Genomic DNA, 15,683 nt, shown 5'->3' with positions numbered 1-15,683 from the left:
CTCGAACGCTCCGCAGAGCGTGGAAGGAATGACGGCCATAAGCGCCGCATCCGGGATGACAGCGCAAAGCGCCGCACCCGCATTGAAACATACGGCGCAGGACGGCGCCGCCGAAGCCATCCATGTCGAGAACCTGCACAAGAGATTCGGTGAGCTGCATGTGCTGAAGGGCGTCTCGCTGTCGGCGCGCGACGGCGAGGTCATCGCCATCATCGGCGGCTCGGGCTCAGGCAAATCGACCCTGCTGCGCTGCATCAACTGCCTGGAAAACCCCACCAGCGGCATCATCCGCGTCAATGGCGAGGAGATCAAGCTCAAGGCCGACAGCCATGGCCACACGGTCCCGGCCGACCGCAAGCAGATCGAGCGCATCCGCTCCAAGCTCGGCATGGTGTTCCAGAACTTCAACCTGTGGAGCCACATGACGCTGATCGAAAACGTCATCGAGGTTCCCGTACATGTGCTTGGCATCAAGCGCGATGTGGCGATCGGCGAGGCCGAGAAACTGCTCGCCCGTGTCGGTCTGGCCGAAAAGCGCGACGTCTATCCGGCCTATCTGTCGGGCGGCCAGCAGCAGCGCGCGGCGATCGCCCGGGCGCTGGCCATCAATCCGCGCGTCATGCTGTTCGACGAGCCCACCTCCGCACTCGATCCCGAGCTGGTCGGTGAGGTGCTGAAGGTGATCGGCGACCTGGCGCGCGAAGGCCGCACCATGGTGCTGGTCACCCACGAGATGAAGTTCGCCCGCGAGGTCGCGACGCATGTCGTCTATCTCTACAATGGATTGGTCGAGGAAGAAGGCCCGCCGGAGCAGATCTTCGGCGCGCCCAAATCCGAAAGGCTGAAGCAGTTCATCCGCAACATCGGCTAGGACAGGCCGGGACGGAAGAAAACCGGGAACCAACAACAAACTGGGAGTCGTGACATGAAGACTGTTCTGAAAACATTCGCCGCAGCGCTGCTGCTCGGCGTCGCCGCCATGGGCGTGGCCAAGGCCGATCCGGTCAAGATCGGCGTCGCCGCCGAGCCTTATCCGCCCTTCACCTCGCCCGATGCTTCGGGCAAGTGGGTCGGTTGGGAGATCGACTTCATCGATGCCGTCTGCGCCGAGGAGAAGCTCGATTGCGTCATTACCCCGGTCGCCTGGGACGGCATCATCCCGGCACTGACGACCAAGAAGATCGACCTCATCGTCTCCTCGATGTCGATCACCGCCGAACGCGCGAAGACGATCGATTTCTCGGACAAGTACTATAACACGCCGACCGCGATCATCGGCCCCAAGGACCAGAAATTCGGCTCCGCCCCGGACGACCTCAAGGGTAAGATCGTCGGCGTGCAGGTTTCGACGGTGCACGCTGTCTACGCCAAGAAGCATTTTGGCAGCACAGCCTCCGAGATCAAGGAATACCAGACCCAGGACGAAGCCAACAACGATCTTGCCGCCGGCCGCCTCGATGCGGTTCAGGCCGATTCCATCGCGCTTGGCGAGTTCCTGAAATCCGACCAGGGCAAGGCCTGCTGCGACTTGAAGGGGATGGTCGCTCCGGACGACGAAGTGCTCGGACCGGGCGTCGGCGCCGGCGTGCGCAAGGAAGACACCGAACTGAAGGGCAAAATCAACGCCGGCATCAAGGCGATCCGCGCCAACGGCAAATATGACGAGATCTCGAAGAAATACTTCGATTTCGACATTTACGGCGGTGGCGGCGCACAGTCGAACTGACGATCCTCGTATGAGCAGGGGCATGGCGCCAGCGCCAAGCCCCAGCTCGATCTTTCCCAGGCATGTTTGCCGCCGACGCAGCCGTCGGCGGTTGGCCAGCACTTCGGGGGCGACGCTGATCGACGCACTTCTTTCGGCCTCCGCGGCCGGCATCACCGAGCTTCTCTCGCCCTACCCGCCAGGCTGGGGCGGGGCTCTTTTGGTTGGGCTGCTCCATTCGATCGAGATCGCGCTGGGCGCCACGTGCCTCGGCCTTCTGATCGGCACCGGCGGCGCCTATGGCAAACTTTATGGCGGCCCGGTGGTGCGCGATCTCCTGGCGGTCTACACCACCATCGTGCGCGCCGTGCCCGAGCTGGTGCTGATCCTGCTGCTCTATTACGCTGGAACCGACCTGATCAATCAGGCGCTGACGGCCATGGGCTATCAGCGCGTCGACGTGAGCGGCCTTGCCGCCGGCATCGCCGTGCTCGGCTTTGTCCAGGGCGCCTATTCGACAGAGGTGATACGCGGCGCGATCCTGGCCATTCCGCAGGGCCAGATCGAGGCCGCCCGCGCCTATGGAATGTCTCCGGGCCTGATGTTGCGGCGCATCACCTTGCCGTCAATGCTGCCCTTCGCCATACCGGGCCTCGCCAATCTCTGGCTGATCGCCACCAAGGACACCGCGCTATTGGCGGTCGTCGGTTTCTACGAGCTGGCGCTGGCGACGCGGCAGGCGGCGGGTGTCACCAAAGCCTATTTCACCTTCTTTTTCGCGGCGGGCGTGCTTTATCTGCTTTTGTCGCTGTTCTCCAACCTCGTCATCGGCCGTGTCGAGACCTGGTCGCGGCGCGGCATGCCTTCGCTCAAGGAGGCGCGCTGATGGCCAACGAGGCTGCCATCATCAACGTCGTCGCGCGAACGTCGCTGTGGCTGCAGCCGCACCGCATCGTGCTGATCCTGATCGCACTCGGCCTGGTTCTGTCGGCCGCCTTTTTCATGCGCTGGGACTGGCTGCCGCAATATTATGAAATGGGCTTGATCGGCATCTGGCGGTCGCTGTGGATCCTGGCCGTCACCTGCGTCCTGGGCTTCCTGCTGGCCGTGCCGCTAGGGCTGGCGCAAGCCGCCGGCTCATTCTGGTTCGCCGCGCCCGCCAAGGTGTTCTGCACGGTGATCCGGGGCACGCCGCTGCTGATCCAGCTATGGCTGCTTTACTACGGCCTGGGCTCGCTGTTCCCGCAATATCCCTGGATCCGCGAATCCTGGATGTGGCCATATCTGCGGCAAGCCTGGCCCTATGGCGTGCTGGCGTTGACCCTGTCGTTCGCCGGCTATGAGGGCGAGGTGATGCGCGGCGCCTTTGCGGGCGTGCCGAAGGGGCAACTCGAAGCCGCCCGCGCGTTCGGCATGAGCCGCTGGAAGGCGTTCCGGCGCATCTGGCTGCCGCAAGCCATCTATCGGGCGTTGCCGACGCTGACCGGGGAGACCGTGCTGCAGTTGAAATCGACGCCGCTGGTGGCGACGATCAGCGTCATCGACATCTTCGCCGTTTCGTCCAAGGTGCGGCAGGACACCTATCTCACCTATGAACCCCTGCTGCTGCTGGCGCTGATCTACATGATGATCACCGGTATTCTGGTCTTTGCGTTCAGCAGGATAGAAGCGCGGATCCCCAACAAGATTGGTTAGAGGGGAGTAGGGGAGTAGGGGAGTAGGGGAGTATCCGGCTACTATCCACATTCACATTTCCATCCCCATTCGCTATTCACTGCTCACTGTCCCCTACTCCCGTACTCCCCTATTCCCTTACTCCCCTAGGACGGCCATGATGCAACTCAGTCTCGACCAGGCAAAAGGACTGTGCCGGATGGCGGCACTTGGCGCCGGCGCCAATGAGGAAGCGGCACAATCGCTCGCTGCTTCGATCATATCAGCCGAGGCCGAAGGGCTTTCCTCGGTCGGTCTGTCGCATTTCATCGACTATCTTGAGGCGCTGGAAGCCGGACGCATCGACGGCAATGCCGATCCGGTGATCACCCGGCCGGCGCTTGCGGTCTATCTCTCCGATGCACGCGGCGGGCTGGCGCATACCGGCTTCGACCGCACCATCGACGACCTCGCCAAGGCGGCAAAGCTGTTCGGTGTCGCCATCTTCTCGCAGAAGAACGCCTATACATGCGGCGCGCTCGGCTATTTCACCGGAAGGCTGGCAGCACTTGGACTGGTGTCGTTCGCCGCCACCAACGGCCCGGCCGTGCTTGCCGGCTCGGGCTCGGTCAAGCCGGTCTATTGCACCAACCCGATGTCGTTTGCCGCACCCGCCGCCGACGGCGCGCCGCTGGTCATCGACCAGTCGTCAAGCGCCACCGCCTTCGTCAACATCCGCAAAGCGGCCGAAGAGGGCAAGACAATCCCGGAAGGCTGGGCGCTGGACGCCAGCGGCAACCCGACCACCGATCCGGCCGCCGCCATGAAGGGCGCCATGCTTGCCTTCGGCGGCCAGCGCGGTGCCAACATCGCGTTGATGGTCGAAGTGCTGGCAGCCGGCCTGTCAGGCGCCAACTGGTCGCTCGACGCGCCATGGTTCAGCGGCGGGCCGGACAGTCCCGGCACCGGCCTGTTCGTGCTTGCCGTCGAGCCCAAGCTGCTCGATCCGGATTTCGAGCAGCGAATGAAGGACCAACTCGACCGGCTGCGGCGGCGCTTCGGCGTGCACGTGCCGGGCCGCGCCCGTGCAGAGGCGGCAGAGAAGGCGCAAGCGCGGGGCATCACCGCATCCAAGGCGGTGGTGCAGCGCATTTCCGAATTCGCCGCACGCTACTCTTCCTGAATAATAATTAAATATCAATTGGTTATCTGAAATCAGCCCGCCCCAGGCGCGGTGCGGTGCGATTTTCTTTGCGCGCCGCTGAACCTTTCCGCGCCTTGCTGCGACACAGCTTTGTCCAGGGCAAGGCGAGCTTGCCCGATCCACACCGGGGGAAGCAGCAAACCGAAATCGAAAGCCTGCATCACGCGATGGCCGGTCCTTCGCGCCTCGGAAACTCAACCCAAATCAAAGGAAATTGTCATGACCAACACCAAGATCACCATGCTGACCGCCGTCCTTCTGCTCGGCTCGTTCATGGGTGCCACACAGGCAGCCACCTTGAAGGCCGCGCCGGCCAAGCCGTCCAGCCCGGGTGTCATCACTGCCCCGAGCGGCGGGGCCACCGAAGATCACTACTGCAAGAACGGCCATGCAAAATTCGCCAATTGCAGCGCCGATTTCGTCGCCGCCTGCAAGAAGGTTGGTGGCACCATGTCGGATGTTCAGGGCTGGGGTGGGCGTACTTGCTTCACGCCCTCCTGATACCGTCTCAGGTCAGGCCGCTCCGTCGGCACCTGACTTCACATGGACGTCGCCCGGAAAACCCCGCTTCTGCGGGGTTTTCTGCGTTTGGCCGCGCAATGTTAAAACATTCGTAGTTTGGTCAACTTTTGTTTATTTGACTTCGTCCGACCTGATCGGCCGTTTGCGCTGATCAAGCAAAACAGAGGAGCTACAATGTCGGCAAGCACGGACAATCCCCGCAACGCCCTTATCATTCCGGCCCTTGGCAGGGTTTACGCCGCTCTGCACGATGGTGCCGAAACGGTTCTTCGCGTCGTCGCCGGTGGGTTTCTAGCCATCCACGGTTCGCAGAAGATCACCAATCCTTTCGGCGCCGCCGAGATGGTCGAGGGTCTCGGCTTTTATCCGGGTGCGTTGTGGTCCTTGCTTTTGGCCTGCACTGAATTCTTCGGCGGCATCTTCATCGCCATCGGGTTTTTGACGCGGCCGGCCGCCTTTGCCGGCCTGTTCGTGCTGCTGGTCACGGTCTGGTTCCACTGGGTTACGATGGACCAGGGTTATTCGGGCGCGGAGAAGTCGCTGCTGTGGGCGGCGATCCTGCTCTTCTTCGTCATTCGCGGCGGCAACCGCCATTCGGTCGACGCCCGTATCGGCAAAGCGTTCTGACAGGCTGATAGCGACGACGCGTCGCCCTTTGCCTTTGGCACGAAACGGATTATGAAACGGCTTCAGCCAAGCTTGCGAGCGCCGGAGCCAGCCATGACCGAAATCCTGCAGACCCCAAAGCTCGTCGTCGTCTTTGGCGGGTCAGGCTTTGTCGGGCGCCATGTCGTGCGTGCGCTGGCCAAGCGCGGCTATCGCATCCGGGTCGCCTGCCGGCGGCCCGATCTTGCCGGCCATTTGCAGCCGCTTGGCAATGTCGGCCAGATCCAGCCGGTCCAGGCCAATGTGCGCGTGCGTTGGTCGGTAGACCGCGCCGTGCAAGGCGCCGACCATGTCGTCAATCTGGTCGCCATCCTGCATGAGAGCGGCCGGCAGAAATTCTCCGCCGTGCACGAATTCGGCGCCCGCGCAGTGGCCGAGGCCGCGCGCTCGGTCGGCGCCGGCCTGACCCACATTTCTGCGCTTGGCGCCGATCTGGACTCCGAATCGGACTACGCGCGCACCAAGGCGCTTGGCGAAAAGGCTGTGCTGGAGACGATCAAGGACGCCGTGATCTTCCGGCCGTCGATCAATTTCGGACCCGAAGACGGCTTCTTCAATCGCTTCGCCAACATGGCGCGCTATTCGCCGGTGCTGCCGCTGATCGGCGGCGGCCAGACCAAGTTCCAGCCGGTCTATGTCGGCGACGTTGCCGAAGCGGTGGCGCGCTCGGTCGACGGCAAGGTGGATGGCGGCCATATCTATGAACTCGGCGGGCCGAAGGTGCTCACCTTCAAGGAATGCATGGAAGAGCTGCTCGAGGTGATCGAGCGCAAGCGCCTGCTGGTGCCGGTGCCGTGGTGGGTGGCCAACATCCAGGCCTCGATCCTCGGCCTCTTGCCCAATCCGCTGCTGACCAAGGACCAGGTGATGCAGCTGCGCGAACACAACATCGTTTCGGACGCGGCCGCCAAGGCCAACCGGACGCTTGCGGGGCTCGGCATCCAGCCGCAATCGATCGCGACGATCCTGCCCAGCTATCTCTGGCGCTACCGCGCCGCCGGCCAGTTCCAGCAGCGCAAGCCTGCAGCATAGTCGTTACAGCTACCTGAAGGGGTCACGCCTATCTTGGCGTCACCCGCATCGGCAGACCGCCTTGTGGCTGCGTGGTGAGTTTCTGCACCGGCCAAGGCTTGGTTTCGGCGGTGGTGTCGAAGCGGAAGCGCGACAGCATGATCGCCAGCGCGATGATCGCCTCCTGCATGGCGAAGCTGGCGCCGATGCAGACGCGAGGACCGGCGCCAAACGGCAGATACTGGAAGCGGTCGATCTTTTCGCGATTTCCCGGGTGGAAGCGCTCCGGCAGGAAGGCATCCGGCCGGTCCCAAAGCTTCCTGTGGCGATGCACGACCCATGGCATCACCAGCACGGCGGCATGCTTGGGGATATGAAGATCCTTCCACATTTCCGGTTCGATCGGCTCGCGGTTGATCGACGGCGCCGGCGGATAGAGCCGGAGCGCCTCGTCGAAGGCGGCGCGGGTGAACGGCATGGCATCGAGCCATTTCGTCGGATCGGGCTCGCGCGCCAGCACCTGGTCAATCTCCTGCTCGACCCGGTTGCGCTCCCACGATGATTCCGCCAGGCAATACAGCGTCCAGCCCAAAGCCCGCGCGGTCGTCTCATGGCCGGCGCCGATGAAGGTGATGATGTTGTCCTCGACCTCGGCCCGTGTCAGTCCGTCGGGTCCCTCGGCCTTGAGCAGCAGTGTCAGGAAATCCTGCGGCACGGCATCAGGGTCGCGCTTGAATTTCGCTTCGCGCATCGTGACCGTGTCGGTGACGATCTTGCGGAAATAGGCCATGGTCTTGCGGCCGCGGATGCGGGTCAGCCTCGGCAGCCAGTCGGGCGCGCGCAACAGATCGAGCGGATCGACGCGGCCCATGGTCTCGAACAGGCGGTCGATCTCGTTGGCGAAACTGCCCGGCTCGCCCGATATCTCGCCGGAAAATAGCGTCTCGGCCAGGATGTCGTAGGTGAGCAGCGTCATGTCATGAGCGATGTCGGACGTGCCGCCGTCTTCATAGCGGGTGACGAAGTCCAGCGTGCGTCTCAGCATCGGCTGGGCGAAGCCGAAGATGTGGCGCGGCGTGAACACCGGCGCCATCGCCTTGCGCGACCGCTTCCAGACCTCGCCCTCGGCGGTCAGCAGGCCGTCGCGCAGGATCGGCCGCAGGATCTTCTGGCGCACCGTCGCCATCTTGTAGTTCCTGGCGTTGTCGACCAGCACATGGCGGATCAGGCCGGGATCGTTGGCGACGATCAGATGTCCGCCAACGCCATTGGCCGAAATCCAAGGCTCGTTGTAGGTGTGTTCACCCCACAATTCGAGCGGGTTGCGGTAGACGATGCGGATCATCTCCAGCGTCGAGGGCGGCGTCGTGCGCGGCTTCGGCGCCGGGGGAATGAAGGGGGCGGGCTGGATGTCCATGCTGTGCTCCGCTGATGACCCAATGTAGTGGGCCGCAAAGCAGGCGTCCATGTGACCGTACGGCAAGGCCCTGCTCTCCGGAACGTGACCGGTTACCGTGAGGTGCCTTCTTGTTGCCCCGAGCGGCATGCCCTAGGTGGCAGTCACCAATGGATACCGCTATCGCAGGAGCCCAGCTTGAAGCACCAGTTGAACATCATCATCGGCAGCACGCGGCCAGGCCGCGCAGGGCCGGTTTTTGCCAAGTGGCTGGAGACGTTCGCGCGCGAGCATGGAAAATTCGAGCCGGTACTGACCGACATCGACACGTTCAAGCTTCCGGTGCTGGACGAACCGCACCATCCAAGACTCGGCAATTACCAGAACGACCATACCAAGGCCTGGTCAAAAGCGATCGATGCCGCCGATGCCTTCGTCTTCGTGGCGCCGGAATACAATTATTTCGTGGCGCCGGCGATCGTCAACGCGATCGATTATCTCTCGCGTGAATGGAAGTACAAGCCTGCCGCCATTTTCAGCTATGGCGGCGTCTCCGGCGGCCTGCGCGCGGCGCAAGCGCTGAAGCCGCTGCTGACCTCGGTGGGTGTCATGCCGATCTCGGAAGGCGTCGCCCTGCCGATGTATCAGAAACTGCTCGACGAGAACGGCGCTTTCAACGCCGGCGAACAGGTGCAGGGCGGAGCCAAAACCATGCTCGACGAGCTGTTGCGCTGGAGCGAGGCTTTGAAGCCTATGCGGGCTGCCTGAAAACGCTGGTCTTCCGCAAAAAGCCCGGCTTGCTCATGGCATAAAGAGGTGGAATGTTCGCGCAAAGGGACAAGCCGGGGGGCGGTTCGACTTGCGTTTGCTTTTTGCCTTGCTGCTGATGCTCATGACCACCGCCACCGCGGCGGCTGAGCGGCGCGTGGCCTTGATCATCGCCGACGACGACTACCGCCTGATCCGGCCGCTTGCCAACCCGGTTCATGACGGCGAGGCGATGGGAGCGGTGCTGAAGAAGCTCGGCTTCGAGGTCGTCCTCGAAACCAACCGCGACCTGCGGCGCATGCGCCGCGCGCTCGACGATTTTCGCCAGGATGCCAAAGGCGCCGACGTGGCGCTGGTCTACTTCTCCGGCCACGGCGTGGAAATCTCGGGCGATAACCGGCTGCTGCCGGTCGATGCCGACCCCTCTTCGCTCGATGCGCTGGAGAAGACCAGCTTGCCTCTGGAGGAGGTGCGCAAGACCGTGGCCGCCACCGCCAAGGTCGGCCTGATCATGCTCGACGCCTGCCGGAGCGATCCGTTTTCGGGCACGGTGGGTGACGGGCGCGGTGCGACGTCGCTGGTCAAGGATGTCGTGGAAAATGTCCGGCCGGGGCTTGGTCGGACTGGCCGCGCCGAAAACATCCTGTTCGCTTTCTCGGCAGCACCCGGCGAGACGGCGGCCGACGGAACCGGCCAGAACTCGCCATTCACCACGGCGCTGACCAAATATCTCGGCACCAGCGGGCTCGAAATCCGCTCGGTGCTGACGCTGGTGCAGCAGGAGGTCTACGATTTGTCGCGGGGCAAACAGCTGCCTTACGTCGAGAGCGGCCTGCCGAAGCTGTTCTTTGCCGCGGCCGCCATGGAACAATTGCCGGAGCGCGAGCGCCTGTTGCTTGCCATGGCCGACGTGACGCCGGAAATGCGCGGTGAGGTCGAGCAGGTTGCCAGCGATGCCGACATGCCGCTGGCGCCTCTCTACGGCGTGCTGATCAGCTCCGACGCCAGCCACCTTTCGGCGGACAGCCTGAATGCCCGGTTGCGCGAGGCGGCGGACGCCTTCGTCAAGGTGCGCGGCGAAATGAGGACGCTGGCCTCCGATGATCCGCAGGTGACGGAGCTGCGCCGGCAGGCCGAGGAGCAGCTTTCGCTCGGCGCCTTCGATGGGGCTCGCGCCATCCTCGCAAAGGCCGCCGACATCGACAATGTTTCGCGCAACGCCTTGAAGGCCAATTTCGTCGGCCGCACGCTGTCCGAGGCGGCGACGCGTTTCCTGTCCGGCGGTGCGGCGCGCGCCGACCTCGACTACGCCACGGCCATCAACGATTATGAATCGGTCCTGGCTCTTTACCGCGAGGCCGGGCAGACCGATCTGACCCTGGACCAGGCCGACCGCCAGATCCGCACGCTGGACGAACTCGGCAAGCTCTACACCCTTGTCGGCAACACCGATGCGGCAGGCCGCGCCTTTGCAGCGCTGGTATCCAATCTCGAGCTGCGTTCGGCCCGGGAAACCGACCCGAGCGTCAAGCGCGATTTTGCCGTCAGCCACATCAAGCTCGGCAACGTCAAGCTGGCGCAAGGGGACCTGCCGGAAGCGCTGGAAAACTATCGGACCGCCAGAACCATGCTCAGGGATTTGACCGCTGCCGAACCCGATCGGCTGCCATGGTTCGGGGACTTCGCCATGGTCGACGACAAGATCGGCAACGTGCTGGTGACGCAAGGCGATCTGGCCAGCGCCGCACAAGTCTACCAGGAAAGCCTGTCGATCAAGAAGCAACTTGCCGATAATGAACCGGAGCGCGCCGAGCTGCAGCGCGACCTGACCATCACCTATGACGAGATCGGCGGCCTTGCCCGGGTCATGGGGCGACTGGACAACGCCCAGATGGCCTACGAGGAGAGCCTGAAGGTCCGATTGGCGCTGGCCGAGAAGAAGCCGTGGGACGCCGAGCGGCAACGCGATGTCTCCGTCAGCCATGATACGATCGGCGACCTCAAGCGCGAGCGCGGCGATGCGGCGGGCGCACTCGCGTCCTATAAAGCGGGCCATGCGATCGTCGAACAATTGGTGGGCCGCGACCCCGACAACAGTGAGCTGAAGCGCGACCTGTCGGTCGGCAACGCAAAGATCGGCAATGCGCTGAGCGATCAAGAGGACTGGCCGGCAGCCCTCGCCGCCTACAGGCAAGCCCTCTCGATAGCCGGCGTGCTGGCGGCCAGTGACCCTGCCAACGCCGACTGGCAACGCGACCTCTCGGTCAGCTTGGAAAAAGTAGCGGGCATTCGGGCGATACAGGGCGACCGCGCTGGAGCGCTCAAGGCCTATACAGACAGTTTCGCCATCGCCGACCGGCTGGCCAAGCTCGACCCTGCCAATGCCGACTGGCAACGCGACCTGTCGATCACTCTGTCCGAGATCGGCATGCTCAAGGCCAAGCATCGCGACGTCAAAGGCGCGCGGCAGGCTTTCCAGGACAGTCTCGACATCCGCCAGCAGCTCGCCCGGTCCGACCCAAACAACGCCACCTGGCAGCGCGACCTGGTGGTGGCCATGATCGACTACGCTCAGGTCGCCAAGAACCCCAAGGCCGTGCTTTCCCAGGCGCTGGACATGACGCTGGAGCTCGACCGCAGCGGGCGGCTGGCGCCGCGATATAAGTTCATGATCAAGTTTCTCAGGGACCGGCTGGCCAAAGTGAAATAGGGCCTGACGGGAGGCTGTCATGGACAGCCGGCTCATTCCCCGTGAAATGCCTGCAAACCTTGGAAAAACCGCCTTTTGCGCCTATATCTAGTGCATATCAGAGGCGCGATTCGAAGCGGGTTTTTCGCGCCGTGCAAGCGGCATCCAGACAACAGGTTTTCATGAGCGATCAGATCGACAACAACAACGGCGCTGAAGCCGAATACGGCGCCGATTCCATCAAGGTTTTGAAGGGGTTGGATGCTGTCCGCAAACGCCCCGGAATGTATATCGGCGATACCGACGACGGTTCGGGCCTGCATCACATGGTCTATGAAGTGGTCGACAACGCCATCGACGAGGCGCTGGCCGGTCACGCCGATCTCGTCACCGTGACGCTCAACCCCGATGGTTCGGTCACCGTGATCGACAATGGCCGCGGAATTCCAACCGATATCCACACCGGAGAAGGCATTTCGGCGGCCGAAGTGATCATGACGCAGCTGCATGCCGGCGGCAAGTTCGACCAGAATTCCTACAAGGTCTCGGGCGGCCTGCATGGCGTCGGCGTCTCGGTGGTCAACGCGCTGTCGGCGTGGCTGAAGCTGAAAATCCGCCGCAACGGCCAGATCTTCGAGATGAGTTTCACGCATGGCAATGCCGACGCGCCGCTGAAGGCCACCGGCAGCTATGAGCAGGACAAGCAGCCGGGCACCTATGAGGGCCGCAGCGGCAGCCAGATCACCTTCTTCCCGTCGGCCGAGACCTTCACCATGGTCGAGTTCGACTTCGGCACGCTGGAACACCGGCTGCGCGAGCTTGCCTTCCTCAATTCCGGCGTGCGCATCATTTTGACCGATGCCCGTCACGCCGATGTCGTGCGCCATGAACTGCACTATGACGGAGGCCTCGAAGAATTCGTCAAATATCTCGATCGGGTCAAGAAACCGCTGATCGACAAGCCGATCGCCATCAAGGCGGAGCGCGACGGGATCACCGTCGAAGTGGCGATGTGGTGGAACGACAGCTACCACGAGAACGTGCTGGCCTTCACCAACAACATCCCGCAGCGCGATGGCGGCACGCATCTGGCCGGCTTTCGCGGCGCGCTGACGCGCCAGATCACCGGCTATGGCGAATCGTCGGGCCTGACCAAGAAGGAAAAGGTCTCGCTGATCGGCGACGATTGCCGCGAAGGCCTGACGGCGGTGCTTTCAGTCAAGGTTCCAGATCCGAAATTCTCCTCGCAGACCAAGGACAAGCTGGTCTCGTCGGAGGTCCGTCCTGTCGTCGAAGGCCTGGTCAACGAAGCGCTCGGCACCTGGCTTGAAGAACATCCGAGCGAAGGCAAGGTGGTCGTCGACAAGGTGATCCAGGCCGCGGCGGCGCGTGAAGCGGCGCGCAAGGCGCGCGATATCACCCGCAAGAGCTCGCTCGGCGTCACTTCCCTGCCCGGCAAGCTGGCCGACTGCCAGGAACGCGACCCGGCGAAGTCCGAAATCTTCATCGTCGAGGGTGACTCCGCCGGCGGCTCGGCCAAGGGCGGCCGTTCGCGCCAGAATCAGGCCATTCTTCCGCTGCGCGGCAAGATCCTCAATGTCGAGCGGGCCCGCTTCGACCGCATGCTCGGCTCCGACATGATCGGCACGTTGATCACGGCGCTCGGGACCTCGATCGGCAAGGACGAGTTCAACGCCGACAAGCTGCGCTACCACAAGATCATCCTGATGACCGACGCCGATGTCGACGGCGCCCATATCAGAACCTTGCTGCTGACCTTCTTTTTCCGGCAGATGCCGGAGCTGATCGAGCGCGGCCATCTCTACATCGCCCAGCCGCCGCTCTACAAAGTGACGCGCGGCAAGAGCTCGCAATACATCAAGGACGAGAGCGCGTTCGAGGAGTTCCTGATCGGCTCGGGACTGGAGGAAGCATCGCTTACCCTCGGCTCGGGCGAGGTTCGCATCGGACAGGACCTGCGCGGAGCCATCGACGACGCGCTGGCGGTGCGCCAGCTGATCAACGGCCTGCACACGCGCTACAACAGAGGCGTCGTCGAGCAGGCGGCGATCGCCGGCGGGCTCAACCCGGACGTGTTCACCGATCTCGGCCGCGCCAACGACATGGCGGAGCGGATTGCAAAACGCCTCGACATCATCGCCGAGGACACCGAGCGCGGCTGGACCGGCCGCATGTCGACCTCGAATGAAGGCGTCGGCGGCTATGTGTTCGAGCGCACGGTGCGCAGCGTCAAGGAATACGCGCATCTCGACCTGGCGCTGATCAATTCGGCCGACGCACGCCAGCTCGACCGCTACGCACAGCGCCTCAGCGAGGTCTACGGGTCGCCGCCGGTGCTGCGCCGCAAAGATGTCTCCGAAACCATCTCGGGGCCGCTGGCGATGCTCAACGCGGTCTTTGCGACCGGCCGCAAGGGCCTGACGATGCAACGCTACAAGGGTCTCGGCGAGATGAACGCCGAACAGCTGTGGGAAACCACGCTCGATCCGAACGTGCGCTCGCTGCTGCAAGTCAAGGTCAATGACGCGACCGATGCGGATTCGCTGTTTTCGCGGCTGATGGGCGATGAGGTCGAACCCAGGCGCGAGTTCATCCAGGACAACGCGCTGTCGGTCGCCAATCTGGACATCTGATCTGGACATCAAATCTGAATTGGCGCGCTGCGGCGCGCCAATGTTCCGCTGGCGGCAAGAAAATCATTTTACAACGCGCCGGAACGGAAGTTCCCTTGGAACATTGTGACAACATCGATTCACAATATTCTAACAGGAGGCCTCCATGGGACGTGGCATTTTGCTCTGGTTGCTCGGCATTCCGATTCCGATCATCATTCTGATCATGCTGTTCGTACGATAGGGGGCTTCCATGCAGTCCACCCTGTCGGCGGTCGATGTTTCCGCCTCAACCGAGTCCTCCTCCACCGCCGTCAGCTGGGGACCGATCATCGCCGGAGCCTTCGCGGCCTCGACATTGACCCTCATCCTCATGCTGCTCGGTTCGGGGCTGGGATTGAGCATGGTGTCGCCATGGTCGGGATCGGGCGCATCTGTGACCACTTTCGCGGCGTCCACCGCGATCTGGCTTGTCATCGTGCAATGGCTGTCCTCCGGCGTCGGCGGCTATCTTGCCGGACGCCTGCGCACCAAATGGGTCGGCATCCACACCGATGAAGTCTATTTCCGGGACACCGCACACGGCTTTCTTGCCTGGGCGCTGGCCACGTTGCTCGTCGTCGGCGTGCTTGGCTCCGCGCTTTCCGCTGCGATAGGCTCAGGCGTGCAGGCGGTGTCCACCATCGCGTCTGGCGCGGCCATGGGCGCATCGGCGGGAGCTTCGGCCAATGCCGACAGCACATCGGCAGACAATGCGACCTCCTACCTGGTGGATTCGCTGTTCCGTCCGGCTGATCCGGGCAGGCTGGCTGCCGCCAATCCGGACAGCGATGCGGCTGCGGTCGGTCAGGCTTCGCGCATCCTGATCGCCGGTGCAGCGGCAGGCGAGGTTTCCGCAGACGACAAAACGTATCTGTCGCAGCTGGTCGCCGTCCGCACAGGGCTTTCTGAAGCAGACGCCAGGACCCGGGTGGATGCCGTCCTCGCCAAGGCTCAGGACGCCAAAGTCAAGGCGCAGCAGGCCGCCGACACCGCCAGGAAGGCCAGTGCGACGTTTGCCCTGCTTGGTGCGCTCTCGCTGGCCATCGGCGCCTTTATCGCCAGTGCCGCCGCGGCCCTCGGAGGCAGGCAGCGCGACGATGAGGAAGCGGTTTTTATCGCCAACCGCTGAACTGCACTTGCAACAAAGCCACTCCGGCCCGCCCGGAGTGGCTTTGCTTTGAATTGTCGCACAGCGTTGCCTCGACCCCGTTCGCTGAAGTCCGTTCCTATTTTCGGGGAGGAATCGTCGGTGCTTCGGCTTGGCTCGGCTCCAGTTTGCGACCGAGGTCGACCGCGTCGCGCAGCACGGCTAGAGCGTTTCATATTTTGACGGAAGCGTAGCCTGCGTTTTCGAAGTAGTTCTTGCATTCGGCTGCCTCGATGGTTTCGACGAG

At 63.2% G+C, this 15,683-nt stretch carries 13 protein-coding genes; 12 read left to right on the top strand and 1 reads right to left on the bottom strand.

What is annotated here, in order from left to right; genetic code table 11:
• The first annotated feature begins 55 nt into the window (after window positions 1-55).
• The 8 genes from NKJ37_RS17430 (at window position 56) to NKJ37_RS17395 (ending at window position 6,782) form a co-directional block, all read left to right on the top strand.
• Complete coding sequence (locus NKJ37_RS17430) at window positions 56-871, top strand: ABC transporter ATP-binding protein (protein ID WP_023811512.1); 816 nt, start codon at window positions 56-58, stop codon at window positions 869-871.
• 54 nt (window positions 872-925) lie between these two features.
• Window positions 926-1,726, top strand: coding sequence for a transporter substrate-binding domain-containing protein (locus tag NKJ37_RS17425; protein WP_023811511.1), 801 nt, complete (start codon window positions 926-928; stop codon window positions 1,724-1,726).
• A 199-nt stretch (window positions 1,727-1,925) separates the two neighbouring features.
• A complete protein-coding gene (locus NKJ37_RS17420) occupies window positions 1,926-2,591 on the top strand; it encodes an ABC transporter permease (protein ID WP_024501900.1) in 666 nt (221 codons plus the stop codon).
• Entirely contained in the window at window positions 2,591-3,400 is an 810-nt protein-coding gene (locus NKJ37_RS17415; protein ID WP_023811509.1) for an ABC transporter permease, read from the top strand. The genes NKJ37_RS17420 and NKJ37_RS17415 overlap by 1 nt, the downstream gene beginning before the upstream one ends.
• Window positions 3,401-3,539: 139 nt before the next feature.
• On the top strand, window positions 3,540-4,541 hold the full coding sequence (locus NKJ37_RS17410; RefSeq protein ID WP_164892839.1) for an Ldh family oxidoreductase: 1,002 nt from the start codon (window positions 3,540-3,542) through the stop codon (window positions 4,539-4,541).
• 240 nt (window positions 4,542-4,781) lie between these two features.
• Window positions 4,782-5,063 carry a hypothetical protein gene (locus NKJ37_RS17405; protein WP_023811506.1) on the top strand — a complete coding sequence of 94 codons (282 nt, stop codon included), beginning with the start codon at window positions 4,782-4,784 and terminating at the stop codon, window positions 5,061-5,063.
• A gap of 195 nt (window positions 5,064-5,258) precedes the next feature.
• Window positions 5,259-5,711, top strand: coding sequence for a DoxX family protein (locus NKJ37_RS17400; protein ID WP_023811505.1), 453 nt, complete (start codon window positions 5,259-5,261; stop codon window positions 5,709-5,711).
• Window positions 5,712-5,804: 93 nt separating this feature from the next.
• Window positions 5,805-6,782, top strand: coding sequence for a complex I NDUFA9 subunit family protein (locus NKJ37_RS17395; protein ID WP_023811504.1), 978 nt, complete (start codon window positions 5,805-5,807; stop codon window positions 6,780-6,782).
• A gap of 28 nt (window positions 6,783-6,810) precedes the next feature.
• Here the strand turns inward: NKJ37_RS17395 and NKJ37_RS17390 are convergent, their stop codons facing one another.
• Window positions 6,811-8,178, bottom strand: a complete 1,368-nt coding sequence (locus tag NKJ37_RS17390; RefSeq protein WP_352774463.1) for a cytochrome P450 — start codon at window positions 8,176-8,178, stop codon at window positions 6,811-6,813.
• Window positions 8,179-8,355: 177 nt separating this feature from the next.
• Between NKJ37_RS17390 and NKJ37_RS17385 the strand changes: the two genes are divergently transcribed.
• The 4 genes from NKJ37_RS17385 to NKJ37_RS17370 all read left to right on the top strand — a co-directional run bounded on the left by NKJ37_RS17385 (window position 8,356) and on the right by NKJ37_RS17370 (window position 15,418).
• Window positions 8,356-8,925, top strand: coding sequence for an NADPH-dependent FMN reductase (locus tag NKJ37_RS17385; protein ID WP_023811502.1), 570 nt, complete (start codon window positions 8,356-8,358; stop codon window positions 8,923-8,925).
• Window positions 8,926-9,016: 91 nt separating this feature from the next.
• Window positions 9,017-11,635: a caspase family protein gene (locus NKJ37_RS17380; protein ID WP_352439797.1), complete on the top strand. Its 2,619-nt coding sequence runs from the start codon at window positions 9,017-9,019 to the stop codon at window positions 11,633-11,635.
• A 161-nt stretch (window positions 11,636-11,796) separates the two neighbouring features.
• The gene (gene gyrB / locus NKJ37_RS17375; RefSeq protein ID WP_023811500.1) at window positions 11,797-14,268 is read left to right on the top strand and encodes a DNA topoisomerase (ATP-hydrolyzing) subunit B; all 2,472 of its coding nucleotides are present in this window, start codon (window positions 11,797-11,799) and stop codon (window positions 14,266-14,268) included.
• Between the two features lie 232 nt (window positions 14,269-14,500).
• Complete coding sequence (locus NKJ37_RS17370; protein WP_023811499.1) at window positions 14,501-15,418, top strand: hypothetical protein; 918 nt, start codon at window positions 14,501-14,503, stop codon at window positions 15,416-15,418.
• The last annotated feature ends 265 nt before the right edge of the window (window positions 15,419-15,683 follow it).

This window comes from Mesorhizobium sp. M0140 (assembly GCF_040322475.1).
Classification (GTDB): domain Bacteria; phylum Pseudomonadota; class Alphaproteobacteria; order Rhizobiales; family Rhizobiaceae; genus Mesorhizobium.
This window is presented reverse-complemented; position numbering and strand designations above follow the sequence as displayed.